Annotated in this window: 28 protein-coding genes; 5 read left to right on the top strand and 23 right to left on the bottom strand. The window is 36.3% G+C overall.

Features of this window, described 5'->3' with window-relative positions:
• Window positions 1–68: 68 nt before the first annotated feature.
• From mraZ to CWR48_RS12935, 3 genes are all read right to left on the bottom strand, one after another.
• Window positions 69–500, bottom strand: a complete 432-nt coding sequence (mraZ, locus tag CWR48_RS12945; protein ID WP_115773639.1) for a division/cell wall cluster transcriptional repressor MraZ — start codon at window positions 498–500, stop codon at window positions 69–71.
• Between the two features lie 313 nt (window positions 501–813).
• Entirely contained in the window at window positions 814–2,433 is a 1,620-nt protein-coding gene (gene bshC, locus CWR48_RS12940) for a bacillithiol biosynthesis cysteine-adding enzyme BshC (RefSeq protein WP_115773638.1), read from the bottom strand.
• 105 nt (window positions 2,434–2,538) lie between these two features.
• The gene (locus CWR48_RS12935; protein ID WP_115773637.1) at window positions 2,539–2,916 is read right to left on the bottom strand and encodes a DUF3397 family protein; all 378 of its coding nucleotides are present in this window, start codon (window positions 2,914–2,916) and stop codon (window positions 2,539–2,541) included.
• Between the two features lie 272 nt (window positions 2,917–3,188).
• On the opposite strand from CWR48_RS12935, the gene CWR48_RS20840 reads away from it, so the two are divergent.
• Window positions 3,189–3,404: a GNAT family protein gene (locus CWR48_RS20840; protein ID WP_425453893.1), complete on the top strand. Its 216-nt coding sequence runs from the start codon at window positions 3,189–3,191 to the stop codon at window positions 3,402–3,404.
• Here CWR48_RS20840 and CWR48_RS12925 read toward each other — a convergent pair.
• The 3 genes from CWR48_RS12925 to CWR48_RS12915 form a co-directional block, all read right to left on the bottom strand.
• Window positions 3,401–3,880, bottom strand: a complete 480-nt coding sequence (locus CWR48_RS12925; protein ID WP_115773636.1) for an RsfA family transcriptional regulator — start codon at window positions 3,878–3,880, stop codon at window positions 3,401–3,403. The two genes, CWR48_RS20840 and CWR48_RS12925, sit on opposite strands and share 4 nt — an antisense overlap.
• Window positions 3,881–4,396: 516 nt before the next feature.
• A complete protein-coding gene (gene rpmF, locus CWR48_RS12920) occupies window positions 4,397–4,570 on the bottom strand; it encodes a 50S ribosomal protein L32 (protein WP_114916279.1) in 174 nt (57 codons plus the stop codon).
• Between the two features lie 45 nt (window positions 4,571–4,615).
• Entirely contained in the window at window positions 4,616–5,146 is a 531-nt protein-coding gene (locus tag CWR48_RS12915) for a YceD family protein (RefSeq protein ID WP_115773635.1), read from the bottom strand.
• A gap of 178 nt (window positions 5,147–5,324) precedes the next feature.
• On the opposite strand from CWR48_RS12915, the gene CWR48_RS12910 reads away from it, so the two are divergent.
• Window positions 5,325–6,536 carry a nucleotidyltransferase gene (locus CWR48_RS12910; protein WP_115773634.1) on the top strand — a complete coding sequence of 404 codons (1,212 nt, stop codon included), beginning with the start codon at window positions 5,325–5,327 and terminating at the stop codon, window positions 6,534–6,536.
• A 103-nt stretch (window positions 6,537–6,639) separates the two neighbouring features.
• Here CWR48_RS12910 and CWR48_RS12905 read toward each other — a convergent pair whose 3' ends face one another.
• Window positions 6,640–7,653 carry a SepM family pheromone-processing serine protease gene (locus CWR48_RS12905; protein ID WP_115773633.1) on the bottom strand — a complete coding sequence of 338 codons (1,014 nt, stop codon included), beginning with the start codon at window positions 7,651–7,653 and terminating at the stop codon, window positions 6,640–6,642.
• Window positions 7,654–8,011: 358 nt separating this feature from the next.
• Between CWR48_RS12905 and ylbJ the strand changes: the two genes are divergently transcribed.
• The gene (ylbJ, locus tag CWR48_RS12900; RefSeq protein WP_211316738.1) at window positions 8,012–9,220 is read left to right on the top strand and encodes a sporulation integral membrane protein YlbJ; all 1,209 of its coding nucleotides are present in this window, start codon (window positions 8,012–8,014) and stop codon (window positions 9,218–9,220) included.
• Between the two features lie 432 nt (window positions 9,221–9,652).
• Here the strand turns inward: ylbJ and CWR48_RS12895 are convergent, their stop codons facing one another.
• From CWR48_RS12895 to CWR48_RS12855, 9 genes are all read right to left on the bottom strand, one after another.
• Entirely contained in the window at window positions 9,653–10,612 is a 960-nt protein-coding gene (locus CWR48_RS12895) for a 3-hydroxyacyl-CoA dehydrogenase family protein (protein ID WP_115773632.1), read from the bottom strand.
• 37 nt (window positions 10,613–10,649) lie between these two features.
• A complete protein-coding gene (locus CWR48_RS12890; RefSeq protein ID WP_115773631.1) occupies window positions 10,650–11,990 on the bottom strand; it encodes an MFS transporter in 1,341 nt (446 codons plus the stop codon).
• Window positions 11,991–12,540: 550 nt separating this feature from the next.
• Complete coding sequence (coaD, locus tag CWR48_RS12885; RefSeq protein WP_115773630.1) at window positions 12,541–13,026, bottom strand: pantetheine-phosphate adenylyltransferase; 486 nt, start codon at window positions 13,024–13,026, stop codon at window positions 12,541–12,543.
• Between the two features lie 15 nt (window positions 13,027–13,041).
• Window positions 13,042–13,596: a 16S rRNA (guanine(966)-N(2))-methyltransferase RsmD gene (gene rsmD / locus CWR48_RS12880; RefSeq protein WP_115773629.1), complete on the bottom strand. Its 555-nt coding sequence runs from the start codon at window positions 13,594–13,596 to the stop codon at window positions 13,042–13,044.
• A 341-nt stretch (window positions 13,597–13,937) separates the two neighbouring features.
• On the bottom strand, window positions 13,938–14,213 hold the full coding sequence (locus tag CWR48_RS12875) for a YlbG family protein (protein WP_115773628.1): 276 nt from the start codon (window positions 14,211–14,213) through the stop codon (window positions 13,938–13,940).
• A gap of 276 nt (window positions 14,214–14,489) precedes the next feature.
• Window positions 14,490–14,921 carry a YlbF/YmcA family competence regulator gene (locus CWR48_RS12870; RefSeq protein WP_115773627.1) on the bottom strand — a complete coding sequence of 144 codons (432 nt, stop codon included), beginning with the start codon at window positions 14,919–14,921 and terminating at the stop codon, window positions 14,490–14,492.
• Between the two features lie 61 nt (window positions 14,922–14,982).
• Window positions 14,983–15,216 carry a YlbE-like family protein gene (locus CWR48_RS12865; protein ID WP_115773626.1) on the bottom strand — a complete coding sequence of 78 codons (234 nt, stop codon included), beginning with the start codon at window positions 15,214–15,216 and terminating at the stop codon, window positions 14,983–14,985.
• 11 nt (window positions 15,217–15,227) lie between these two features.
• Complete coding sequence (gene ylbD / locus CWR48_RS12860; RefSeq protein ID WP_115773625.1) at window positions 15,228–15,617, bottom strand: YlbD family protein; 390 nt, start codon at window positions 15,615–15,617, stop codon at window positions 15,228–15,230.
• 80 nt (window positions 15,618–15,697) lie between these two features.
• A complete protein-coding gene (locus CWR48_RS12855) occupies window positions 15,698–16,768 on the bottom strand; it encodes a CAP domain-containing protein (protein ID WP_115773624.1) in 1,071 nt (356 codons plus the stop codon).
• Window positions 16,769–17,352: 584 nt separating this feature from the next.
• Here CWR48_RS12855 and CWR48_RS12850 point away from each other — a divergent pair.
• Window positions 17,353–17,736 (top strand): YugN family protein, encoded by a 384-nt coding sequence (locus CWR48_RS12850; RefSeq protein ID WP_115773623.1) that lies wholly within the window; start codon window positions 17,353–17,355, stop codon window positions 17,734–17,736.
• Between the two features lie 132 nt (window positions 17,737–17,868).
• On the opposite strand, the gene CWR48_RS12845 is transcribed toward CWR48_RS12850, so the two are convergent.
• From CWR48_RS12845 to cyoE, 7 genes are all read right to left on the bottom strand, one after another.
• Window positions 17,869–18,324, bottom strand: coding sequence for a DUF420 domain-containing protein (locus CWR48_RS12845; protein WP_115773622.1), 456 nt, complete (start codon window positions 18,322–18,324; stop codon window positions 17,869–17,871).
• A 120-nt stretch (window positions 18,325–18,444) separates the two neighbouring features.
• A complete protein-coding gene (ctaG, locus tag CWR48_RS12840) occupies window positions 18,445–19,338 on the bottom strand; it encodes a cytochrome c oxidase assembly factor CtaG (RefSeq protein WP_115773621.1) in 894 nt (297 codons plus the stop codon).
• A gap of 142 nt (window positions 19,339–19,480) precedes the next feature.
• Complete coding sequence (gene ctaF, locus CWR48_RS12835; protein ID WP_115773620.1) at window positions 19,481–19,804, bottom strand: cytochrome c oxidase subunit IVB; 324 nt, start codon at window positions 19,802–19,804, stop codon at window positions 19,481–19,483.
• A gap of 3 nt (window positions 19,805–19,807) precedes the next feature.
• The gene (locus CWR48_RS12830) at window positions 19,808–20,431 is read right to left on the bottom strand and encodes a cytochrome (ubi)quinol oxidase subunit III (RefSeq protein ID WP_115773619.1); all 624 of its coding nucleotides are present in this window, start codon (window positions 20,429–20,431) and stop codon (window positions 19,808–19,810) included.
• A 1-nt stretch (window position 20,432) separates the two neighbouring features.
• Complete coding sequence (gene ctaD / locus CWR48_RS12825; protein WP_115773618.1) at window positions 20,433–22,286, bottom strand: cytochrome c oxidase subunit I; 1,854 nt, start codon at window positions 22,284–22,286, stop codon at window positions 20,433–20,435.
• Between the two features lie 56 nt (window positions 22,287–22,342).
• The gene (gene coxB / locus CWR48_RS12820) at window positions 22,343–23,401 is read right to left on the bottom strand and encodes a cytochrome c oxidase subunit II (protein WP_115773617.1); all 1,059 of its coding nucleotides are present in this window, start codon (window positions 23,399–23,401) and stop codon (window positions 22,343–22,345) included.
• A gap of 64 nt (window positions 23,402–23,465) precedes the next feature.
• Window positions 23,466–24,407, bottom strand: a complete 942-nt coding sequence (gene cyoE, locus CWR48_RS12815; protein WP_115773616.1) for a heme o synthase — start codon at window positions 24,405–24,407, stop codon at window positions 23,466–23,468.
• A 502-nt stretch (window positions 24,408–24,909) separates the two neighbouring features.
• On the opposite strand from cyoE, the gene CWR48_RS12810 reads away from it, so the two are divergent.
• Entirely contained in the window at window positions 24,910–25,857 is a 948-nt protein-coding gene (locus tag CWR48_RS12810) for a COX15/CtaA family protein (RefSeq protein WP_115773615.1), read from the top strand.
• Window positions 25,858–25,890: the final 33 nt, after the last annotated feature.

Raw genomic sequence — 25,890 nt, 5'->3', positions numbered from 1 at the left:
ACCAAGCCCTTCCGTGACAGCCTTAGTTGCACTTATTCGTTAAGAAAGTCGTTATACTTTCTTAACTACTAAATATCAAAATCCATTAGATTCTCAGCAATCTCAGCAAATGATTCCTCAGATGTTGAAACATATTCCTGCCAATTATCATTCGACCAAATTTCGATTCGATTTGATACTCCAATTACCGCACATTCCTTTTCAAGAACGGCATAACTTCTAAGTGTCTGCGGAATGTTTATTCTTCCCTGTTTATCGATTTCGCATTCAACTGCTCCAGAAAAGAAAAACCGGGTGAATGCTCTAGCATCTTTTTTTGTTAATGGGAGTTTCTTTAACTTGTCCTCGAGGATTTTCCATTCATCCATCGGATAAGCAAATAAACATTTATCAAGTCCACGGGTCACCACAAAAGATTCACCAAGCTCCTCACGAAACTTGGATGGGACGATAATTCGGCCTTTTAAATCGATGTTATGTTGGTATTCGCCCATGAACATATAGTACGCCCCACTTTCTATTTTTTATATTACCACATCCCCCCACTCTGCACCACCCATTTCTCAAAAAGATTCAGTTTACTTTTGAAAACAATTGAATTCGCCTAAATCGTTTCCATATAAAAAGCTGTCAAACCTTAGTTTGACAGCTTTTTATTAAACTTATATTACAAAGTGGGGACAGGTGGGGGATATTTCCCAAAAACGATACTCTTTACAAAAACCAATTTTGCAACTTTATTTTCCGGTTCCAGACAGCCGAGCTAGTAAACAAACAATACGAAAAGAATTTACCAATCGTTGGCATCATTGATTATAAATAAATGATATAATGGTCCACTTTAAACGAATACGATTGCTTCAATACTTCCTTTACCCACTCTTTCCCATAAACATTTAAAAATGGTAATGGATTCCACATTCTCTCCTGAAGCCCACCATCTGGATGTATCGCTAAATTGATTCGATCTAAATCCATTATCTCTAGTTCATATTTTTCTTCGATGGTTCGAACGATCCGCTTCTCCAGTAACTCCACATCCCGATATATGTGAAGTAAATTATTCTCTGCTAATGCATCAATATCTGCTCGTAGTTCTCTAGCAATATTTCTCAATGGCTCATGTGCTTGATTAATTACTGCCTTCAATTCATTCGCTAATGTATGTACCGGTGGATCTACCTTTGCTACCAGCCAATTATCTTTAAACTCATTTAGCCCTTGATTAATAACAGTTTCGATTTCAAGATTATATTTTGCTAACTTTTTTTCAATTCCTCGCTCTACATAGGTTAATGACAATCTAGGGACAACTGGAGGCATTTTTATTCCAAGCGCATGGAACGCTGGTTTCAATAATGCCCAATAGCTGATTTCTCCCGGTCCACCGATAAATGCAAGTGTAGGAAATAATAGTTCTTGCATTAATGGTCGGGTAACGACATTATTACTTAATAATCCAGGAGTATTTTTGGCAATTCTCATTATTTCCTCGGTAGATAAGCGTACTTCCCCATTCTTCCCAACCCAATCCTGATTCTGATTGCGCATTAATAAAATTCGCTCATTATTTTTATGATAAAAAAGATTTCCATCATCTGGTGTAACATCCAAACCTAGAGGATATTGTTCCTGCTTTAATTGCGCTGCCACTCGTGATACACCAGTGCTTATATCAGGCTGGGATTCAATCATATGCACAAAATGTTCACGCTCTAAATTACGAACCAGCGGATGAGCAGAATCAATCAGCACGACCCCTTCTTCTGAGAATAATTGAAAAATGACACGCGCGAAGAAATCCGTATACGAAGTAGATTTTGTTAGACAGGCATTTATTGCTTCATACAAATCCTTTGTATATTCGGTTTCCTTTAATTGAGTAAATAATTTATCAAGCCAAACCTTTATGTCTGCTTCATCAATTGGAATATGAGAAACAGAGCGTTTCTCGAGATTTTGTTGTCTTAATTTATGTTTTTTTAATCGATTGGTTTCTGGCATGTAGATATGATTCATTTCCTCAAAATCATGATCCTCACCAGCAATCCAAAAAACAGGGATAATCGGAATTCGCAATTCCTCTTCCTGCTGTTTTGCAAACTGCAGGATCGAAATGATCTTATTAATGGTATACAATGGTCCCGTTAATAATCCTGCTTGCTGTCCACCGATAACGACCAAACTATTATCCATCATCATCCTGTCAATGTTAGCCAAAGTTGCAGAAGGCGCTCCCCATTCGGTATTGATTTTTAATAAAACCTCTGTTAACTTACTACGATTAAACGAACGTTCCTTTAAATCCTTTATTCTTTGCTCATATTCTTCAAATGGATGATAATCAAAGAATTTTATTATTGTTTCTTTATTTTCTCGATAATCATTTATTAATCTTGCTTGTTTCGTTAACTTAATCGTGTCAATCCGCATAAATCCCTTTCTCCTTCTGTAACGTAATCTCCAGCATGTATTGTATCGCTTTTTCAATTTGATTTCAGTAATTCAGTTCAATTCTAACCCAAACATCGCGATGTATTATATCATTTCCAAAATAATCCCAGTGATAATAAGACATAAATAAAGGCATAAAAATAGTAAAAAGCATATACGCCAAGCTAGTTTGAATGCCTTTGTAACCTTAATATCTGTATGGAAGCGCCACTGCATATAAGTAAACATTCCTAATAAAAAAAGAAAGAAAACTGAGACATACCCGGTAACCGTTATATCGAATATTATTTTTACTAATAAGCAGACCGCAATCATATAAAAAATCGTCGTCCAATTTACCGCAGTATGGATTGCCTTCCAAACTGGTCGATGGGATTTAATCGAAATGTAATAAATAAATGCGGTAAGAACGACAGGGGCTGTTGTTAAGAATGCAAATATATTGATGATAACATCGACCATTATTTATCTATAACTCCTTTATCCCTTTACTTCTTTTATTAGAAAACTTCCTGTTGGCCCCACTTATGTAGCAAGAAAAGCCCTTCTATATTCTTAATTTCTTTTAATGCTTCTAATAATTCTTATATATTGTACCAAATAGATTTATCTTTAGGGTAAAATATCGAACTAATTTTTACAATAGACTTTAATATTTAGATGATTTTATTATTTTGTCAGAAATAGAGAACACACTTAACTAATACTCACTAGAATAGGATAGGAAATAAATCATGTTGGAGTTAAAGAAACCAATTATAACGAATCCACGAATTCATTCTCATAGATTCTGGGAGAAAACAGGGTTTTACGAAGCACAATATGAGATTGAAGGAGATTTAGATGAGAATCCACATATCTGGTTACCAGTAATACTCATTTCATTATTCCGAATCCTATTAATAAAAGACATGAATCTTGTTGCACATTCATGTCTTTTAACGGTTTAATCAACTTGTTTATGCTTTACCCAGCTCCAAAGCTTCCCCATTTCCTCCCATGCGTGATCATATCTTAATAGCGCTTCCTTCAATTGCTTATTTTCCACTTCTAATGTAACAACCTTTTCTTGCTCCTTTTGTAGTATGTGATGTTCATCGGGGGATTTGTTTTTCATCTTTTCTAGTAATAGAATTGCAGAATCTATCGTATCGAGTTCTGGAGTATCTGGTTTCATAAATTTCCATACATCCTTCCTGCCACCATGTTTCCTTTCTTCTTTCGCTAATTGAATCGCATCCTGATATTGTTTACGGATCGTTGCGTTCCACCTAAACCCACATGCTGCAGAGGTACGCGACAACTGTTCCGCCACTTCTTTAAACGCCTCTAGCTGCGTTTTTCCCTCTCTAATATAGCGCAATACCGTTTCTGCCAGCATAATATCTTCATCCTTCGTCCAAGCATCCTGACGTGTCTCGTTCATTACACCCCTCCTTATCACTTTGGTATCAATGTATGCAAAAAGTAGGCGTACTAGAATACATGTTTACTTTTTTTATGATTAAATATAGGCAGTATCCTAAAAGAATATTGCCATTTATAGGGAAACTGAATCATCACCATTACTTAAAATGACAGCCCAATCTTTCCATATAAAGTGAGACAATAATTTAAGCTAGCCTATCTGGTAATTGACGGAAGGTAGTTCAGAATTGATATAAAGTTCGGACTAGTTTAATGTGCTAAAGACTCTTCGGCCAGTCGCTCCAGAAATACACTACGCTTTCTGCGGGAAAAGCAAAGATGTTGAGACCATAGCATTCTTTGCTAGGGGCTCAGCTCGAGCCCTCCGGATGCGAGACTGTCCGTAGCGAAAATCAACTTTGCGCCTAACTCAGTCCACACTTTATCTAAAAAACAACATGCAAAGTGAATGAGTTAAGAATAAAAAAGACAGACCACAAAAGTGATCTGTCTTTTTTATTCTAAATTTAGAAGATTAGTTAGCAACTACTTCTTTACCATCGTAATGTCCGCAAGATTTGCAAACGTGATGTGATTTTGTTAATTCTCCACAATTTGAACATTCTACCATGCCAGGTACAAGTAGTTTTTTGTGAGTACGGCGTTGATTTTTAACTTTTTTAGACGTTCTTTGTTTAGGTACTGCCACGACAAACACCTCCTTCAAATGAAAGCAAAGTTTGAATATTGATTCTTATTTGTCTTTCTGTTTATTTTCAAGTAATGACGCCAATTTTTGAAAACGTGGATCTATCGTTTTTTCTTTCTTTTCTTCTGCAACAAATTCCCAGTCCATCCCTTTAACCGGGGCAGCGTCCACAGGATTTGCTTCATCAGAAAATACACGAAAAGGAATTTCTAATAAAATATTTTCCTTTATATATGGAGTTAAGTCAAGTACCTCTCCATTTACTGGATGAATTTCATCTTCCTCTTCTTCTGTACTATGATAAGATGACGTTGTGAAAACCTCTGTCGTTTTAATTTTAAACGGATAAGGCACATCCACTAATGTACGTGCACAAGGTAAAATCATTTCTCCCTCGATTTCTAAAGAACATAGAATTTGTTCACCTTGTTCGCTACAATACCCGTGTACTCTTACGGGTTGTATTTTACGTATATCATTATTCATCATTTCCAGTTCAGAAACATCCACATAATCATCAAATTTGAAAGGTTCATTATAAGCACTTTTTTTAATTTGGCTTAATGGAAATTTCATTATTTTCACCTCAAGGCAACAAGAGTAATTTTAAAAGAAAAATGTACTTTTGTCAACATATTTTCTTTACAGATACATTATCACACTTCTATTTTAATAAAAGGCTAATTACTGTGAAAGATGTTATTCGATTATTTTTTTGATACAATGATTTCATTATACTATAGGAGCTGAAAGTATGGAAGCCACTGGCTTAATTGTTGAATATAATCCATTTCATAACGGGCATGTTTATCATATAAAAGAAGCAAAAAAGGCCACGAACGCTAATTGTACCATCGCCGTCATGAGCGGTTCTTTCCTACAACGTGGGGAACCAGCAATTATCGATAAATATCATCGAACGAAAGCAGCTCTTAAGTCAGGAATCGATATTGTACTTGAGCTTCCTTATGCATTTGCCGTACAAAACAGCGATATCTTTGCACATGGTGCGGTCCTAACCCTTCATGAAATTGGTGTATCAAGCATTTGTTTTGGCAGTGAATCGGGAAGAATCTCCCCTTTTCTAAATAGCTACAAGACCTATATAGATAAGAATGATCTTTTTAATACTGCATTGAAAATGGGACTTGCAGAAGGAAAATCATTTCCCGAAGCAAGTAGAGATGCATATCAAAAAATTGAACTAACTTCGGGCGAGATTGACTTATCAAAACCGAACAATATCCTCGGTTTCAGCTATGTGAAAGCTATTTTAAACAATGGACTGCCAATTGAACCAATTACGATTAAACGGACAAATAATAACTTTCACGATCAAACAATTTCAAGCGATATCGCTAGTGCAACAAGTATTCGAAAACGGCTAATCGAGCATGATGTACTAGAGGCGAAGACTGAGCAAACCATGCCAAAGGAAACAGCGGTTCAACTACAAGCATACAAAAATACGGCATCCTTCTGGCATCACTGGGAACTATATTTTCCAATCCTGCATTATCGTGTCATGACAATGTCAACGGAAGAACTGGCCATGATTCATGGTGTTGATGAAGGCTTGGAACATCGCATCAAGAAAACAGCAATAGAGGCAACGTCGTTTAATCAATGGGTAACAATGATCAAAACGAAACGTTACACATGGACAAGGATTCAGCGGTTGTTCGTCCATCTACTAACCAATACGACGAAGGCAGAGATAGCAACTTTTATCAAGCTTCCCTCTGTTCCATATGTTCGTGTACTTGGATTAAATCAAACAGGTCAGCACTACTTGAATAAACGGAAAAAGGAAATGGAAATCCCAATCCTGTCAAATATCAAACGTAATGCACCACCATTATTAAAACTAGAAGAAAGGGCTAGCAATGCTTATTATAGTGTTCTTTCACCAGAAGCAAGAATACAGGCAATCAAGCAAGAATTTAAAGGCCCAGTAATCAATTAAGAATCGCCATAGAAAATCGACCTCTCCAAATTAGAAAAGGTCGATTTTTATTATGCCCTTAGGTCCTTTATATATTGATTAATGCCATTAGAAAACCATGCAATTACAGATTTTCTAAGTATGCAAGAGCTTCTGCAAAGGTATCAACTGGTATTATCTTCATATCTGTTCCGATTTCTTCTGCAGTTTGTTTGGCAATTTGATAATTGGAATTGTCCGCGCCATGTTCATTTGGTGAAAAGAAAATATCGATTCCTTCTTTGTCTGCTGCAACAATTTTCTTATCGATACCACCTATTCTTAGCACATTTCCATCATAATCAATTTCACCCGTCCCAGCGATCTGATAGCCCTTCGTTAAATCTTCCTCTGTTAGTTGATCATATATTTCAAGTGAAAACATCAGCCCCGCACTAGGTCCGCCAATATTACCACTGGAAAATTCAATTTCCGGTTCAACTGCAACACTCCGATCTGTCACTAAACTTATGCCAATTCCAACTTTATTATCGATTGCTTCAAAAGCTTCTAATTTTAGATCCGTTGACAGTGCTTGTTCATCTCTTTTAAAGTCTATTGTAATCGTATCACCCGCTTCTTTACCTTCTACATAACTTATCAATTGTTCAGCCTCTTGTATTTCCATCCCATTAATCCCTGTAATCCGGTCGCCAATTTGTAGTTTTCCCTCTGCCGGCATTCCTTTAACAACAGAAGCAACGTAGACGCCATTATACGAAATTTCAATATCCTGCCCTGCTGCTTGATACGCAACGACGGTTGCAGCTTCTTGGGAGCTCTCCATAACATGAAGTTGTGCCTTCATGTATTCATCTTGTGAAGTACCTTCTGGAAACACCTCTTCAATTGGTAATATGTCATTGTGTGGAGCAAGCTTTGCCCATACATATTGTAACGGTGTTGCTTGTAGTCCACTAACGGTAACTAAATGCATATCCCCTTCACTCTCGTATCCATTCTCTACATGTATGATGGGATTTAAAGCATCTGCCCCTCCTGGCTTTTGGATATAGTATGGTAATTGGTATCCCGCAATAAAATAAGCAACGGCGATAATAAGAATAAAGTAAATAATATTTTTCTTCGATAATTTCATTGATTACTAATGCTCCTTCCAAGTTAAACGAACAAATAGTCGTTCACGCATTCCAAAATATATTTCGACTATTTTTAATATCTATGCATGCCAATTCAGTTACCATCCGTAAAAATGAAGGACATGTATCGATTTTTCTTGCTTGCAAAAAAGTGTATGTCATAAACAAGTGATCTATGTGCGTATATTAGTAGAAGACTTGTACAACACATAATCCATTTTATCACGAAGCTAGCATTATTTTACTATTAAGCGATTTAGATGTACAGAACTTGTGTCTGCAGCAAGATGAAAGAATCGTTTTCAGGTTACATATACCATTACCATCTTTATTTATTCGACGTAGGGGGATTCCCAATTGAAACAAATAATAAAAACATTACTCTTTTCAGGTATGACCATTTTCATTACCATTTCACTAATTCAATTTCCTGACCAGGCATTAGAGGCTAGTATTCGTGGATTAAATTTATGGTGGGAAGTAGTTTTTCCATCATTATTACCGTTTTTTATTACGGCTGAGCTATTATTAGCATTCGGTGTTGTAAACTTCATTGGGGTACTATTTGAGCCAATTATGCGCCCATTATTTAATATCCCTGGGGTTGGCAGCTTTGGCTGGATGATGGGAATGGCAAGCGGATATCCAACAGGTGCGAAGATTGCTGCTCGACTACGTGAAGAAAAACAACTTACACGAATTGAGGCAGAGAGACTTGTGGCCTTTACAAATAATTCAAGTCCTCTATTTATTTTTGGTGCGATTTCTGTTGGTTTTTTTCATGATGCTACATTAGGAGTATTAATTGCTATCTGCCATTATTCAAGTAATGCATTCGTTGGTATCGCAATGCGATTTCATGGGAGAAATGAGAAAAAGAAACTGCAAGAGCGGCGAAAGAAAGTATCCATAACCATGGCATTTAAAGCAATGCACCGGACAAGATTAAAAGATAAACGACCTTTTGGGGAGATTCTTGGTGATGCCGTATTAAATTCAATCAAAACATTAATCATGGTTGGTGGATTTATTACGCTATTCTCTGTTCTAATCAAGCTTCTCTTCCTTGTTGGTGTTACACCGGCAATTGCATCTGTCATTCAGGGTATCTTGTCATTGTTCAGTCTGCCAATCGAATTTGCACTACCTTTTTTATCTGGTTTATTCGAAATAACGATCGGAGCAAATATGATCACCCAAATTACGACCGATTCCTTACTACCGAAAGTAATACTCGTTAGTTTTATTCTTGGCTTCAATGGTTTTTCTGTCCAAGCCCAGGTTGCCAGTATTTTAGCAAAAACAGATATTCGCTTTTTACCATATTTCTTCGCGCGTTTCCTACATGGAACCATCGCAAGTATATTAACAATTATCTTGTTCAAACCACTATATCTTGATAAACAAGCAAGCGAGACGATCGATATACCTGTGTCGCAAACATTGGATGATAATATATGGACCAAAATTGTTGATCTACTAACACAGAACGGGGCATTATTCACCTTCTTCTTTCTTGGGCTTGCATGTATCATCCTTTACAGGAAAACCGTGAAAAAACAGTAGTAGCACATATTAGAAAAACCGGGCAAAGATCGGCCCTGTCCTTTCTGTTTGCCATACCTAGAGAACATCCGATAATCTATATTCACGGCCATGTATTCCTTTATAATACTCTGGATACATTTGCTTATCCGGAATATGACGAATTATACGGGTGAAAAACGCTCCTCCCCGTAAACGTTTCACGCTTCTCTTGCTTATCTTTCTTATCGATATATTGAATGTAACATATTGTCTACCATATGACTCAATACGATTAATTCCAATAAAATATTTTTCTCCATCTATTAAAAGTACCACAGTGAACGATACCGTGGTAGGGGAAAAATTATATCCATATCTTTTAAATAATAGTGGCAGTTCTTTTATTAGTAACACCTTTTCCATGCCATTTTAAGTCTATTCCAGCAAAGTCAAGTGCAGTCGTCACACTCATTATTTTGAAGTTGAAACAGTATCCTTATTCTTTTTGCTATATTGTAACCTAAGGAGATCTAAGAAATGATCGTCTCGTGTATGGATGGCTTGTTCACCATGATCATCATACTTGTAAAAACCTTGATTTGTTCGAATGCCAAGCTGGTCCTTTTCCACCATTTCCGATAAGAACGAAGGAACTTCTCTTGTATTTGATAGATCTTCCATAATGTTGCCAACCATTGCTTTAGTTGTTTGCAGGCCCGCTAAATCCTGACTTTCCATTGGACCACAAAATGCCCATTTAAAGCCCATGCTTCCTTTCATAGCAATATCGATATCTTCTGCAGTAGCTACTCCCGACTCTATTAAGTGGAATGCCTCGCGAAGCATTGCTACTTGAACACGGTTGACGATAAAACCTGTAATCTCCTTTTTTAAAACTACTGGTGATTTTCCTATTTCCTTCATTAAGTCATAAGTGGTGTTTACGATATTCTCATCTGTCTTCTCGAATTTAACTATTTCCACAATTGGTACGAGTTGTGGCGGGTTAAAGAAATGAGTGACGATAAACCTTTCCGGATGCTTTGCTCTCCCCGTCAACTCTTTTATTGTAAAAGTAGAAGTATTAGATGAAATAATCGTTTTTTCAGGGACAACGCTTTCAATAATGTCATAAGTATCCAGTTTTTGTTCAAGAACTTCTGGAATCGATTCAAGAATGAAATCGGCATCCTGAATAGCTTCATACAAATCTGTCGTATATGTGATACGGGCTAATATCTGCTCCATTTCATTTTCAATCAGCATTTCTTTTTCGACCATAATTTTCAAGCTGTTTGTAATGAGGTCTCGGGCTTTTTCCAATGATGTCTCACGCCTTGCTCGAATACGTACATTCTTTCCTGCTTGGGCAAATAATTGAGCAGCACCATGCCCCATGATGCCTGCTCCAAGTATTGTGATATTTTCCATTTTAATACCCCTTTTCGTATGATTGGATTATAAAGCTTCATGTAGCAATTTTTTTAAGTTTCTGGTCAGTAGACATTACTTTTCGACCTTGTTGATTGGCTAAGAATACAGCAAATGCCGCAACGATTCCCGGGATGGCAAATATAAAAAAGTTTAACTGTAACGTTAAATTGGAAGCAAGTAAAATACCGCCGATTGTTGGTCCAAGTATTCCGCCAATCCGTCCAACTGCTAATGCCCAACCTAATGCTGTAGATCTTATTGTGATTGGATAAAATTGGGAGGTATAGGAATGTGTTAGGTTTTGAGTTCCTACTGTTGCTGCTCCTGCAATCGCTACCATTACATACAATAATATCATATTTGTCGCATATCCTAAGCTGGTAATCGAAACAGTTGCAACCAGAAAGAACAAAATGAGCGCTTTTCCGACACCCCAACGGTCCGCTATCCACCCCATTAGAATTGCACCAATTGTTGCCCCCACATTTAATGCTAGAAGGAAGCTTATACTTGAACCAAGTGGGAATCCAGCTTCGGTCATGAATTTAGGCAGCCATGTATTCAGACCATAGATCATCAGTAGTGACATAAAGTATGTTAACCAGATCATCACTGTTAAAAATCCTCTTTTATCAGTAAAAAGATTTTTAACTGGTGATGAAGTTTCTTTTGGCTTGTTTAAAACAAAAGTTTCATTTTCAGTAGGTGTATACGTTGGATTAGCCTTTACAAGAATCTTTTGTATCCCTTTATGATCATTTTTATCAATCAACGATCCAACTGAGTCTGGCAATAATTTTATTAAGAAAGGCAAGAACAATAATGGAATGGCACCAAAGAAAAATACGGACTTCCACCCATAATTAGTGATAAGAATCATACTTAGAAAAGCAGCGATAACACCACCGATGGAATAACCGGCCATAATCGTAGCAATCATACGGCTGCGCATTCCTTTTGGAGAATATTCGCTAATAAGCCCAATAACATTTGGCATCATGCCGCCTAATCCTAAACCAGTAATAAATCGAAACAGTCCAAACACCTCTGGAGTTGGAGAGAGTCCAGCAAGAAGCATAAATACACTGAAGATAGTAACACAAATCAAGATAATCTTTTTTCTGCCCAATTTATCTGCCAATGTTCCAAATATTAATGCACCAAACATCATGCCAAATAGAGCATAACTTCCATACCTCCCTGCCTGAACAGCAGAAATTCCCCATTCATCCATTAGAGTAGGAACCACTGCGCCGTAAATGGTTAAATCAAAACCATCAAATAGCATTAATATCCCGCCCCAAAAAAGTAATATCCAATGAAATTTCGTTAATTTTGTTTTCTCCACTAATTCCTCTGCATTGGTTACTTTCATATAATAATCCTCCTAAATTAATGGTATGGTCTGAAAATTCCATTCAAATTTAAAAATCAATTAATATGCTTACAAAGTATTAAATGACCTTCGACTCTTAAGAAGGACACATTATCCGACATTGTATCACGTACAATTCATTGCTCTACTGCTCTTCTTTCTTGCATCGTAAATACCTCCTCCCATCTTTGAAAGCGTAATCATTAAAAAGTGTTATATTATAATTTCGACAGTAAAGCCATTCTCGGAAATGAAAAAAGTATTGCTTACTAACAGAGATTAACTGGCTGTTAAGCAAATCAGCGAATGACCTTAGGAACTTACCCCTATTATATGAAGAAGATTGACAAGAAAATAGAGCATTGTTCCTCTAGACGGAACGGCAAATAAATAATATAGAATTTTTAAAATATACAAGAAAATAAAAGTGCAAACGCCTGTTTGAGCTGGACTTGGCTGATAATGAGTAATAGCTTATCCACAGTAAATATTTTTATAAGAATCAAAAAAACAACACTTCATAAAAAATACGGAGTGTTGTTTTTCTCTTTTAACGATGTCCAAATTTCACTTTTAATGCATCCAAAACGACATCTGGCACTAATCCTGAAATATCTCCATCATATTTAGCAATTTCTTTCACAATACTTGAGCTTAGGAAAGAATATTGATTGTTCGTCATAATAAAAAACGTTTCAACATCTTGATTAAGCTTCCGATTCATCGATGTTACTTGCATTTCATATTCGAAGTCACTTACTGCCCTCAATCCACGAACAACTGCATCCGCTTGTTTTTCACGAGCATAATCCATCAATAAGTGGTCCGAGGAATCAACGGATACGTTGGGCAAATGTTTTGTTGATTCTCGTAATAAATGAATCCTTTCCTCAACCGTAAACAACGGTGATTTCGACTGATTATTAAATACGGTCACGATAACATTTTCAAAGATTTTTGCTCCCCTTGTAATAATATCTAAATGTCCATTTGTAATTGGATCAAAGCTACCTGGACAAATCGCCAATTTTCCCATGATGACAACTCCTTTTTATTTCCTTCGATAAATTGAAATTCCAATTGTTCCTCCATAGTTTTCATGTCTAATGAGGGTTAACGGGCCATAACTTTCCGCTAATACATCTTCTCCATCATGTTCACAATAAATAATCCCATTTTCTTTGATTAAGTTAGATTCTACAATTTGTGTTAACACCTTATCATATTCAACCTTTTTATATGGCGGATCGAGTAAAATCAAATCAAATTGCAATGCACGCTTCGCTATCGCTTTTAATGCACGAACAGCGTCAATTCGAAATAATTCTATCTTGTCTTCTATTTTCACCATTTTTATATTCTCTGAAATAGTATGTATCGCTTTCGGGCTTTTATCAACAAACACACCCGAATCCATTCCCCTACTAATCGCTTCAATCCCTAACGAGCCGCTTCCTGCAAAGAGGTCAAGTACAACACCACCATCAAAAAACGGTCCCATCATTTGAAATACTGCTTCTTTCACCTTATCTGTTGTCGGTCTTGTTGCTGTACCAGGGACAGCCTTTAATTGTCTTCCTTTAAATTCACCTGCAATAACCCGCATACTATCACCTCATTATCCAACTAATCAAAACTAATTCTATCATAAACGAGAATTGTGTTCAGTGGAAGGACTTCCTAACTTACACTTTACATGGGAAAAGTATCCTATTTAGGTATATTATTTTTCCCTTTGTACATAATAACATAATGATTCAACTAACAGTTAGCTTGGTTGTTTCAATACGGAGAGGGACTTATACTTCCCCATAAGTCTTTCTCCGGTTTCTCCTCTCCCTTTACCTATTTGTTTTTATTCTAAAAACAAAAGGACCTGCAGAGATTATCTCTGCAGGATTTTTCTTTATTTGGAGAACTAATTTATCATTATTCTACAAAATAGTTTCATATCCCCATCTTATAATCATACTGTTTAGCATCATCTGGTTTCGCATTTTCATAATCGGTTTTAATGAATGGTTTATATGATTTATCTACCTTGGATACAAACGGTAATTTTAATAATTTATATTCGACTTTTTCAATCTCAGCTTGATCAACATAAATAACTGCATATTTCAACTTCCTTGACACATAAATCAAGTTTCCAAAACGCTTGAGCTGTTTAATATTTTTCGTATGCTGAAACCATACGATAATCCCTTGTCTTTCAGTTCTCATCCGATGCCCTCCCTATTTATTGTTTTACCAAATAGGATATTTAAGTATGATTTCTATGTATGATTATAAAGTGAAACTTCATTAAGTGGTGGGGTTCTTCATCCCCCACTTAATGTTAGTTGAACAGAATCGGGACTTTGACTTTCTGTTGATCCCCCACTTACTATTCTTGATTTTTCTCGAATTCTTGAAATGGGGGTCTTACAGCCAGTTAATTCGGGATAAAAAGGAATCCAATCAACTACCTTCATTCTATTTTGGTAGTTGATTGAATTGTTAATGTGAACAACCGCATGCGCCACCATGACCACAGCCACTGTCGGTTAGGGCTGCTCCGTCCTTCGGCGCTTTTATTTGATCACTTACACTTAGTGCAACAAAGCTACTGATTTCATCTAGCAAATTTTGCAAATTACGCTCAGCAACCTTAAACATTGCAACTTTATCGTTCATATCCATTTCCCTTTTGGTAGAACGAACTTTCTTCATTATTTCATTATAATCCGGATGATATCTGCCAAATCGCTGAATATCATCATAATGTTGTTTCATATCTGTAAAAGCACGAATAAGTTCTTGTGCTTCATTATCTTCATTTAGTGCAACTTGTCTATTCTTATACTCATCCATTACATCTGAATCCATAATCATTTTACCAAGTTGCTCTGACTGATCAAGAATTTCAACATATTCTAATGTTGCAATCAAGATTAACACCCCCAACTATTATATTATCATTTATAGTTGCGAATGAAAATAACTTGGCTCATTAATCTTTCATTGCATCTGCAAATTGCATCAGCATTCCAACCATTTGGATGTTCGAACTAATTTTTTCTATTCGTTGTGGAAAGGTCTTTCCGTAAAATTTCTTTGCTTCCTTCTCCATTTCCATCAAACGATGCGGGTCCCGAGATAAGTAGCGATACCAGATGGGATTATATCGAATAAAATTGGCTAATTGCGGATTTGCACTTATATATTGATAACTATATGGATCCATCATACCTCTCCTCAATCACGAAACCAATTAAAGGGATCCTTTACTGGTTCACTCGGTTTCTTGGTTTGTTGATACTGACTAATTACCTCTTGAATGGTAGATATTGTGTTACTAAATTGCTGCACTTGTCCTTGCACTTTATTAATATCAAAGTTTTCGGTTAGCTTCATCAATTGACTCATCAATTCAAAATTTTTCTCTTCTCCTTTATCTTCCTTCACTTTCGATGATTCCTCTTTATATTGTGCCCAGTGCGAATCATCTTCACCAAGTAGCACCCATTTTTCATAATACTCCTGCCATGATTTTCCACTTTTCCTTATTTCTTTAAGTAATTTTGGATGTCCATTAATAAATTCCTTAAATGCTGTCACCGTCGGATCTAGATGTTGAACGTCCATTTTATTCACCCCATATCAATCATTCTCTTATACTAAATAATTTATGCGGGCTGAAATCATACGTGCAAGAAAAAAAGAACTTACAGCGGTTTAGCTAGAAAGTTCTGAGTGTAATATAATTTATAGACACCTACACCTAAATGCGTATAGGCCTCATTAAATAATGCCTCACGATGCCCTTCACTATTTAGCCATCCTTCCATCGCTGCTGGCGCATCGGTATACCCTGCAGCAATATTCTCACCTGCTGCAATATAAAATACATCTTCAACTGCTAATCTTTCTTTTAGCCCATTTCCATTTAAGCTATTATGGGAAAAATAGTTATTTTCCTCCATATCCTTACTATGCATAAATGCTACTTCAGCAACAGGATCTTCCCATTGTAAAGCTTGTAAACCCTTTTGATTACGAAATACATTCGTAATATCAAATACTTGCTGCTCCATCCCTGCTTCAACTTGAACCCATTCCTCTGTTGATAGATTTTGTTCTGTGGGTAGATCACCACGATACAGTATTTCATATGGACGATGCTTTAGTAGTGTATCCATCGTTAATACCCGAACAGACGATAATGTATCCGTAAATGTATCAAAATAAAACTGGGCAAACGTATCATCCGCTAACTTCACTAGCGGGCGCATTTTTCGTTCATCTTCTGTTAGTTTGAACGTATACGATGAAAGGCCATCATTAAACACTACTTCATTTTCAAACGAATACTGTTCATTTAGTGCTGCAAAAGTTTGATCAATGGAAACCGATTCTACTTCTAAATTAGTACCAGTCATATAAATTGTTACAATCTTATTATTTAACACGCCGAATTGAATGTATTCTGTTTGCTTATCGGTATATACCCACCATTCATAGCCATACGCACTCGCATCCTTCCGAATTGGTTCACCGTAAGTATCAATAAGCTGCTCCTCCGTTTTGCCAATCCACCCAAATAAATCGTCCTCTACCGGTAGTGTTTCTAGATTTTCCTCTGGAGCAACTTTTGTCTCTAAATTGTTGGTCTTTTCTTTGACAACATTTACGATGTTATCAATTGCTTCATCTGGGGACATATTCTTTTCCTCAAGAATGTAAAAGGCAATAAAGGCAATTATCGTAATAAATATTAAACTTCGAATGAATTTCATGCGTTAATTCTCCTCTGAAATCGACGTGATAATTCGAATAGCAAAACCGAATACTCTTATCATCTATCGTAATTATGAATGGATATAAGTAGTTTTTTTCAATGATGCACAGAACATCAATATACTACTTATTCAACTTTTGATGTAAATTGTGAACTAGTTTAATGTGCTAAGGGCTCTCGGACCACTCGCTCCAGAAAAACACTACACGCATATTAGGGGAGCTGGTGAACCTACTCACGCTTTCGCACTTCATAGTCTCACCTAGGGCTCTTCTTCCCGCAGAAAGCGACTGTCCGCAGCGGAAATCAACTTTGCGCCTAACTTTGTCCGCACTTTATACAATAGTTATAAACATTGCAATTTGAAAAGATTCTACTTTAAGATTTAGCAATACTAGAGTTTATGTTTAACGATGACGTTTATTCTCTCTATTGCCTATAATATTATAGAATAAAATTATTCATTTCAATGTATAGCCAGTAACTATACTTGGAAAAGTCAAAATAGAATGTTTTTCATTGCAACTTAAGCGTTTTCGTACTATGATAAATAGAAGATGATTAACATAAGAGGTGTATAAAATGAGATTAGAAAACACAGGTATTGAAGATATTGTCGTTGATTTAAAACCTTTGGATCACATTATTGGAAAACACGCCTTCATCCGTGCAGGACAGTGGGATTACGAGCGAGTAACTTACGATTATAAGATTGGTTCCAAAGAAAAAAACATTACATATTATATTCGTATCCAAGGCTATGCACTTGAAGGTGATGTTGATCGCCGGAATGCCGTAATCAAATTACTACCACCCCTACTTGGGAAGCATTACTACCCACATGGAATCGAATATGGTGAAGAAGAGAATTTCCCTGAAAGTCTTGTTGAACGTGCACAGACATTAACAACAAAAGTAGCAGAAGATCTTGCAAGCTTTAATAAGGCAGTAATAGAAAGCAACTGATTAATAGAGCAAAGGCGCTCTTCTAGCGACAGTCTTAGTTGCACTTAATCGCTAAGAAAGTCATTAAACTATCTTACTTACTAAAAAAGATGGAAACAGTTAAAAAACTGCTCCCATCTTTTTTATACTTCATTAGAACCCCCAGATTGCCCGGAAGAGATTGGTTGTTTCGCCCACATCCCAGAATACGTATAAAAATAAATATACCATTACCCCAGTTATCGCGACAAAGAACCAGATAATAGCAGTCACCGGACCAACCTTTCGATGTATCCTAATCTTACGTTTAAATGCCAATATCAATGTCACAACCACAAAAACAGCACCACTAGTTGCTAAAATAATATGGAAAATTAAAAAGATTGTATAATAGATTTCTAAATCTGCTGGACCACCGAAGCTTGTATTTCCAATAAAGATTGTTCGTGACATATAAATAATTAAGAAGAGCAATGCACTAATAGCCGATGAAATCATCGTTATTTTATGCGCCTTCACCTTCCCTTTAATTATTAAATTCCAGCCAATTGCCATTAAAACGGCACTTAAAATGATAAAAAGTGTACTAATTGTTGGTAAAAAAGGCATGTTCTACACTATTCCTTTCAAAGATTAATTGTCAAAAAACAAACACATTACAATGGCTTAAGCTAGTTTCATGCCTACTTCATCCTTACAGAAACTAAAGGTAAGGACCCCCGTTTCATTCTAAGAATCAGATGGCAGTGGATCTATCTTCAAGCTTTCCTTTGAAAACCATTTGAAGAAGATATTAGCCAGGATAAAACCATACGTAATTTCCTGGATTACTTTCATTACAATTCCACCCAGTTGCTGATCCTCCATAATATCCATCGAAGTAAATAAGCTTGGACCTGTTAATGTACCAGAAATACCCTGTAGCACGTCGCCAGGCACACATAGGCTTAATGCTGTAATCCATGCCCCGCCTCCTGAATACGAAGCATAGAGTGGCGCTGATGCAAAAATGATGACAACACAAGCAGGAGTCATTAACACCGCGCTAACGAATACATAAGCAATTTTAAGGAGTGGTTTTAGCTTATCTAACTCCTTCACAGGTGCTAGGATTGGTAACCACATGTTAAATGCTGCAATAAGTAAAATCAAATGGATTAACGTATGCGCAATAGGTGTTGACTTGGAAAAATCAAACACAAATGGAACATGATAAAAACTAAATAGACTATAAAATAATAATACAGAAATGATTGGATTTGCAAGCACTTTTAATGTCGGTCTAATAACTGGTGCATAAACAATCTTTTTCCAAATCCATTCTGGAAGCCCTTTAATAATTAAGATTGGGACAATTAATATATAGATTGCCATTTGTGTCATATGTGCGGTTAGTGTAATATGCGACATTAAATCAATTGGAGATCCTTTGACTGCATATGTAAGTACTAGTGCAAGATAAAACATAAATTGTTGTTTTGCACTTGGCTTGTCCTCTCCACCAAAGCGATGACGATATGGACCGGTAATTAATGCATATACAATTGCAATAACTAAAAGAAAAACAAAGAAATATGGACTCCATAAAGCGCGAAAACCAAAAATTTGTAAATTTAGCCACATGTTAGCTCACTCCAATTATTGACTTATCTTTCATTATACCGATTCAATTCGGCTATTACGAATAATATTGTGACAATTTAAGTAAAAAACTGATCGGAGCATGTATCTCCGATCAGTTATCAAATAATATTAAACTTACGAATTACCACCAGATGATAGTTGTCATTGTTAAAATTGTTAACACCGCAACCCAAATACCTCCAAAAATTAATGAAGATGGTACTTCATGTCCTTCATCCTTCATATGCATGAAATAATAGAATTGAAAGCCCACTTGTACAACAGCTAGAATTAATATTAATGGAACAGCATAGATTGCTTCCAAGCCACTTGCAACAACTGCAAAGGCGACAACTGTAAAGGCAATCATGAGAACAAAGGTAATAATTTGCTTCTTCATTTCTTCTTTATTTTGTTGCTTCTGGAACGAATTAATTTTATCAATATTCATATTATCGTTATTCATAAATTAACTCACCATCCCCATTAAATATACAACCGTAAAGATGAATACCCATACGACATCAATAAAATGCCAGTATAGACTAAATGTATTATACTTCGGTGCGTTATATAGGTTAAGTCCACGTTTAGCGTTTCGAACCATTAACGCAATTAACCAACTAAGTCCGAACACAACGTGTCCTCCATGAAAGCCTACTAACGTATAGAACGATGACCCAAATGCAGAGGAACGGAAAGTAAAGCCATATTCTGTAATGTAATGCGCAAACTCATATAACTCACAAGCTAAAAATCCGATTCCAAGCAATGCAGTTATTCCAAACCATAATTGCATCTTTTTAAAATCATTATTCTTCATATGATAGATTGCATACACACTTGTTAATGAACTAGTAAGCAAAAGTATTGTCATAAGAAACACTAATTCTAACCCAAATAATTCTTGAGAAGTTGGACCTCCTGCTGTTGAATTTCTAAGTGCAATAAATGTTCCAAAGAAACATGCAAATAGAACTGTTTCCCCTCCAAGGAAGAACCATAATCCAAAGAACTTATGTTTCCCCTCTGTCGTAGCCTTCGCTGGATCGTGTGGCATTGTTTCTGGATTCAAGGAATGATCTTGACTCATATCAGTCAGCCTCCCTTTCAAGTTCTTCTTTGTGTATGTGGTGACCATGGTCATCCTTCAGTGATCTTGCTAGCATTGTTCCTAGCGCAAGTGCCATTCCAAAGTAAACCGCCAGTAACCATAAATGATTGTCTACTTGGAAGATAAAACCAAGCGAAGCAATGAAGAATCCAATCGTCATAATAAACGGAAAAATGGATCCATTTGGCATATGAATGTCAACTGCCGGTTCTGCTGCCGTCATTTTTCCTTTTCCTTCTGTTTTTTCAATCCACAATGGATCTAAGCCCCGGACTAAAGGAAGCTTTTTAAAATTATATTCTGGTGGTGGTGAAGGTATAGACCATTCCAATGTGCGAGCATCCCATGGATCCGCTGGAGCCTTTTCACCTTTTACAGCAGTATAGATTACATTAATTAACACTACAATTGTACCTAGACCCATTAAGAATGCACCAAGTGTACTTATAAGGTTTCCTGTATCTAAACCTTGCCCTTCTAAGAATACCCAATACCGACGTGGCATTCCCATTAGACCTAAGAAATGCTGTATAAAGAAAGTTAAATGGAAGCCAATAAAGAATAACCAAAAAGCTAATTTACCCATACCTTCATTTAAAATTCGTCCAAATAATTTCGGATACCAATAATGGGTTGCTGCAAAAATACCAAACACTACCCCACCAACAATTACATAATGAAAATGAGCAACTACGAAATACGTATCATGGTATTGATAGTCAGCAGAAGCTGCTCCAAGCATAACACCTGTCATTCCTCCAATTGTAAAGGAAGGTATAAATGCTAATGCCCATAGCATCGCAGAGTTAATCGTTATGCTTCCACCCCACATTGTAGCTAACCAGTTAAATATCTTAATCCCTGTTGGCACTGCAATTGCCATTGTCGCAACCGCAAAGATTGCATTTGCTACCGGTCCAAGACCAACGGTAAACATATGATGTGCCCAAACCATGAATCCTAAGAAGGCAATTAAGAATGTTGCAAATACCATGGAAGTATATCCAAATAAACGCTTCTTAGAAAACGCTGGAATAATTTCACTAAAAATACCAAACGCAGGTAGAATCAAAATATACACTTCCGGATGGCCAAATATCCAGAATAAATGCTGCCAAATTATAGCATTACCACCTAGAGCAACATCAAAGAATGCCGATCCGAACATTCTATCAAACATTAATAAGAATAAACCTACTGTTAGTGCTGGAAAAGCAAATAAAATTAAAATACTTGTAACAAATGTTGTCCATGAGAATAATGGCATACGCATATAGGTCATACCAGGAGCACGCATCGTTACGATGGTCACGATGAAGTTAATACCCCCCATCAGTGTCCCTGCACCAGATAGCTGGAGCCCCATTACATAAAAATCCACACCATGTCCTGGTGATTGGAGCGATAAAGGTGCATAGGATGTCCATCCTGCATCAGGTGCTCCCCCAAAGATCCAACTTAAGTTTAAGAGAATCCCACCAAACAGGAATAACCAAAAGCCTAATGCGTTTAAGAATGGGAACGCGACATCTCGTGCCCCTATTTGCAATGGCATAATTGCATTCATAAACCCAATTAATATAGGCGTGGCCGCAAAGAATATCATTGTAGTTCCATGCATTGTAATCATTTCATTATATAAACCTGCTGTAATAAAATCGTTCTCAGGTTTAATCAATTGAATTCGAATTATAAGAGCTTCCAATCCCCCGATTAGGAAGAAGAAGGCACCAGCGGCAATATACATATTACCGATTTTCTTATGGTCTACTGTTGTTAAATAGTCCCATAAAGTAGCACCAAAGCCCCTATTTTGAGTAGCTGCTATACTCAAATCGTAAACCTCCCTTTTGTGTCTCTCATCCCATTTTAGTTAGCTAATATTGCTTTCTACTTAATTCCTCCTGCACTTTCAGGAGTAATCTCAGACGGCTTCAATTGCATTAAGTATGCTGCAATACTGCTCGCCTCGTCCTTTGTAAGATCTGGATACATCCCAGCCATCTTGTTACCAGGTTTAATCGAATCAGGATCCATGATCCAATCAACTATGTTCTCTTCTGTTGGTTCTAAGTAACCAGCAATCTTCGTACGGTCACCAAAGTTGGTTAAATTTGGGCCAACTGCTGAAGGAGATGATCCAATTGCATGACATCCCATACAGTTATTAGCTTCAAATAAGTCTTTACCTTCTTGTGCAACTGCATCCTGTGGTATTGCTGCTGGATCAACGTTTTGCATATCTCCAATCCACTGTTCAAACTCTTCTGGGCTTACAGCAATTACTTTAAAGTCCATTAGCGAATGGGATGGTCCACATAATTCAGCACATTTCCCCCAGTAAACGCCCTCTTCATATGCTTCAATATACATCGTATTTACGTTTTCAGGGTTAACATCCATTTTACCGGAAATACTCGGAACCCAGAACGAGTGAATAACATCAGAGGATTGCATATTCAGGTAAACCTTTTCACCAGTTGGAATGTATAAATCCTGACTAGTAACTACTTCTTCACCAGCATAATTGAAGTGCCACCAGTATTGATTACCAGTTACTTCAATATTTAGGCTATCACTCGCCTCTGATTCATCTGCTAAATTAAAAACAGTCATGACAGCTGGAATTCCCATAATAAGAACTAATAATATTGGAATTGCTGTCCACACCATTTCAAGGGTGTGATTTCCTTCAACTTGTTTGGGTATGTAATCTTCTTGCCCTTTTTTACGACGGAACCGAATTAATACGATTGAATAAATAATGATTACCACTATAAATACTACAACCATGATTAATGTTGTCAGTATTATCATGTCCATTGATGTATCCGCACCGTACCCCTTCGGATCAAGTGCCGTTAAGTTTTCTTTTCCACAAGCTGCTAACACTATGGATAGAATACCTAACAACAGAACTGTTCTAATTTTCCCCATCCAACCATTCATGAATTATACCTCTCTTTCTCCTTGTTGATTCCTTATATATTAAATAATAAATTAAGGACAATGATCAGTTGAAAATTGGTAATGTGACAATTACCATCATTGCAAACATCACGGTTAAATAGTTTAGAGAAAAAAAGAAAATCATATTTGCCCATTTCAGATTATCTTTTGCAAAAAATCCCCTAAAACCAATGATTAACCAAGCGATATTAAGAATTGTAGCGATTACAACAAATGTTGTTCCTAATGATGTTAAGAGTACAGGTAATGGTAGCAAGCATGCAATGTAAATAACAATTTGCCGCTTTGTAAACTCAAAACCATATACCACCGGAAGCATTGGCACATTTGCTGCATTATAGTCCTCTGTTTTCTTCATTGCCAATGAAAGAAAATGTGGTGTTTGCCAAATAAACATAATTAAAAATAATGCTAATGGAATCATGCTGAATTCCGGACTAATCGCTGTCCAACCAATTAATGGTGGCATTGCCCCAGAAAAGCTTCCCACTATTGTATTTAATGTATACCTTCGTTTAGACCACATCGTATACAATACGACATAAATAAACCATCCAATAAATCCAAATATTACTGCTACTATAGTTGTAAATAATAATAGAATGAATCCGATTGCACTGATGACAAGACCCATGATCAAGACATTTCTAAGAGAAAAGTAACCTGTTACTGTTGGTCTGTACTTTGTTCTTGTCATTTTAGGATCAATATCTACATCATACCAATTATTAAGAATGCAGCCACCAGCGATTACTAACGCGCTTCCAATCATTGTTAAGAAAAAAGTACCCCAATGTAAAAAAATGGAAGAATTAGAAAAATAAATTGCTAACCAAAATCCCGTAAACGTCGTTATTAAATTTGAATTTATGATGCCTATTTTAATAAGTGCCTTTAGCTCTGCAAATAGTACCTTAAGCTTTTGACTAGTTGAAACAGCAGGATCTTGATTCATTTCAGAATAAGCTGTATCCACTTTACTCATCCTTGTCCCCCTTTCCAATAACACCGTAGTGATTAATATCCCATGAAGTAATGGAAATTGCGACATGCCTTTAAATTAGAAATGAATCCGTTTTATAAATCTTCAATGACTCAATTGTACCATGGAACTGTTTTACATTCTAGATAACTATGTCATATTATTTGCAAATGATAGATTTCTTGCTCGTATAATTGTGACAAAAGAATGAATTTACTCTTTATTATCCATTTACAAACTTGTACTCAATGAAACAGAGACTTAACTGTTACTTTCCCAACATATGTAAGTTTAACTGCATTATAATAATCATTCTATATACTATTTCTAGCAAACTATTTTCAATAATGCAAGAAATTTCTATTATGTAGCACATGAGAATTTAAATAATTATGATAGAATAGTAATTAAATCCAAGTTAGTTATCATGTATCTGAATTGTACATTACATTAAATATACTTTGGATTTACGTTTCTATAAAGATAGCAAAGTGAGGACTTAATAATGATTAAAAATTTAAAATGGTTATCAGTAGTCGCCACTATCGGCATGCTGTTTATCCTCTTAGGAGGGGCACTAGTAACAAAAACGGGTTCTGAGGATGGCTGCGGGGATAGTTGGCCACTATGTAAGGCTGAATTCTCCTTTGAAATGGTTGTAGAAGTAAGTCACCGTTTGGTTACCGGTGGCGTCGGAATTGTAGTTCTAGCCCTATCGATTCTTTCATGGAGAAATATTGGACATATACGCGAAGTAAAACTACTTTCATTTCTTTCGGTTTTCTTTATCGTCTTACAATCATTGATTGGTGCAGCAGCTGTCATGTGGGGGCAATCTGATTTTGTTCTTGCATCACATTTTGGTATTTCACTACTTTCATTCGCTTCTGTTTTTCTACTAGCACTGCTCATCTTTGAGATAGATAAAAAGTTTGATGCAGATTCACTCTTTATCGAGAAGCGACATCGAATAGAAATATATGCACTTTCGATTTATACGCTTATCGTTGTATATACCGGCGCATTAGTACGTCACACAAATTCAAATATGATTTGTGGAGATTGGCCATTTTGTAATAATGCCTCTCCACTCGGGTTTACAGATTATAATTTCCAGGAATGGGTACAAATGGGGCATCGTTTGCTAGCAGGTCTCTTATTCACTTGGACCATCACGTTAGCAATAAGAATGATTAGGCATTATCATAACAGTAGAGTAATGAAATGGGGTTGGAGCATTACACTTACACTTATTACATTACAAGTATTCTTTGGAGCAATGATCATCTTTACAATGTTAAATCTTGGTATAGCCTTAATGCATGCACTTATTATTTCTTGTTACTTCGGAATGCTAAGCTACTTTATTCTCTTATCTACAAGAAGCGAGAGACAGGAAAAAATGATGGCCAATTCGAATCAATGGAATGAAAATTACAAACAAATAAACTAAACGCCATAGAACAATAAAACAGGAAGGAGAATC

This window comes from Oceanobacillus arenosus (assembly GCF_003369575.1).
Lineage (GTDB): Bacteria > Bacillota > Bacilli > Bacillales > Amphibacillaceae > Oceanobacillus > Oceanobacillus arenosus.
Note: the sequence above shows the minus strand (reverse complement) of the source record. Positions and strands in the feature narration are given on the sequence as shown.

What these genes read in the sequence shown, in the direction of transcription:
- CWR48_RS12850 (WP_115773623.1), top strand. Translation starts at nt 17,353, where the DNA reads ATGAGATTAGAAAACACAGGTATTGAAGATATTGTCGTTGATTTAAAA.
- CWR48_RS12895 (WP_115773632.1), bottom strand. Translation starts at nt 10,612, where the DNA reads ATGGAAAATATCACAATACTTGGAGCAGGCATCATGGGGCATGGTGCT.
- coxB (WP_115773617.1), bottom strand. Translation starts at nt 23,401, where the DNA reads ATGAATGGTTGGATGGGGAAAATTAGAACAGTTCTGTTGTTAGGTATT.
- CWR48_RS12830 (WP_115773619.1), bottom strand. Translation starts at nt 20,431, where the DNA reads ATGAGTCAAGATCATTCCTTGAATCCAGAAACAATGCCACACGATCCA.
- CWR48_RS12875 (WP_115773628.1), bottom strand. Translation starts at nt 14,213, where the DNA reads ATGAGAACTGAAAGACAAGGGATTATCGTATGGTTTCAGCATACGAAA.
- bshC (WP_115773638.1), bottom strand. Translation starts at nt 2,433, where the DNA reads ATGCGGATTGACACGATTAAGTTAACGAAACAAGCAAGATTAATAAAT.
- CWR48_RS12845 (WP_115773622.1), bottom strand. Translation starts at nt 18,324, where the DNA reads ATGCCTTTTTTACCAACAATTAGTACACTTTTTATCATTTTAAGTGCC.
- CWR48_RS12910 (WP_115773634.1), top strand. Translation starts at nt 5,325, where the DNA reads ATGGAAGCCACTGGCTTAATTGTTGAATATAATCCATTTCATAACGGG.
- CWR48_RS12865 (WP_115773626.1), bottom strand. Translation starts at nt 15,216, where the DNA reads ATGGATCCATATAGTTATCAATATATAAGTGCAAATCCGCAATTAGCC.
- CWR48_RS12925 (WP_115773636.1), bottom strand. Translation starts at nt 3,880, where the DNA reads ATGAACGAGACACGTCAGGATGCTTGGACGAAGGATGAAGATATTATG.
- CWR48_RS12915 (WP_115773635.1), bottom strand. Translation starts at nt 5,146, where the DNA reads ATGAAATTTCCATTAAGCCAAATTAAAAAAAGTGCTTATAATGAACCT.
- mraZ (WP_115773639.1), bottom strand. Translation starts at nt 500, where the DNA reads ATGTTCATGGGCGAATACCAACATAACATCGATTTAAAAGGCCGAATT.
- ctaG (WP_115773621.1), bottom strand. Translation starts at nt 19,338, where the DNA reads ATGTGGCTAAATTTACAAATTTTTGGTTTTCGCGCTTTATGGAGTCCA.
- CWR48_RS12810 (WP_115773615.1), top strand. Translation starts at nt 24,910, where the DNA reads ATGATTAAAAATTTAAAATGGTTATCAGTAGTCGCCACTATCGGCATG.
- CWR48_RS20840 (WP_425453893.1), top strand. Translation starts at nt 3,189, where the DNA reads ATGTTGGAGTTAAAGAAACCAATTATAACGAATCCACGAATTCATTCT.
- CWR48_RS12905 (WP_115773633.1), bottom strand. Translation starts at nt 7,653, where the DNA reads ATGAAATTATCGAAGAAAAATATTATTTACTTTATTCTTATTATCGCC.
- CWR48_RS12855 (WP_115773624.1), bottom strand. Translation starts at nt 16,768, where the DNA reads ATGAAATTCATTCGAAGTTTAATATTTATTACGATAATTGCCTTTATT.
- rsmD (WP_115773629.1), bottom strand. Translation starts at nt 13,596, where the DNA reads ATGCGGGTTATTGCAGGTGAATTTAAAGGAAGACAATTAAAGGCTGTC.
- cyoE (WP_115773616.1), bottom strand. Translation starts at nt 24,407, where the DNA reads ATGAGTAAAGTGGATACAGCTTATTCTGAAATGAATCAAGATCCTGCT.
- CWR48_RS12890 (WP_115773631.1), bottom strand. Translation starts at nt 11,990, where the DNA reads ATGAAAGTAACCAATGCAGAGGAATTAGTGGAGAAAACAAAATTAACG.
- ylbD (WP_115773625.1), bottom strand. Translation starts at nt 15,617, where the DNA reads ATGGACGTTCAACATCTAGATCCGACGGTGACAGCATTTAAGGAATTT.
- CWR48_RS12935 (WP_115773637.1), bottom strand. Translation starts at nt 2,916, where the DNA reads ATGGTCGATGTTATCATCAATATATTTGCATTCTTAACAACAGCCCCT.
- ctaF (WP_115773620.1), bottom strand. Translation starts at nt 19,804, where the DNA reads ATGAATAACGATAATATGAATATTGATAAAATTAATTCGTTCCAGAAG.
- coaD (WP_115773630.1), bottom strand. Translation starts at nt 13,026, where the DNA reads ATGGGAAAATTGGCGATTTGTCCAGGTAGCTTTGATCCAATTACAAAT.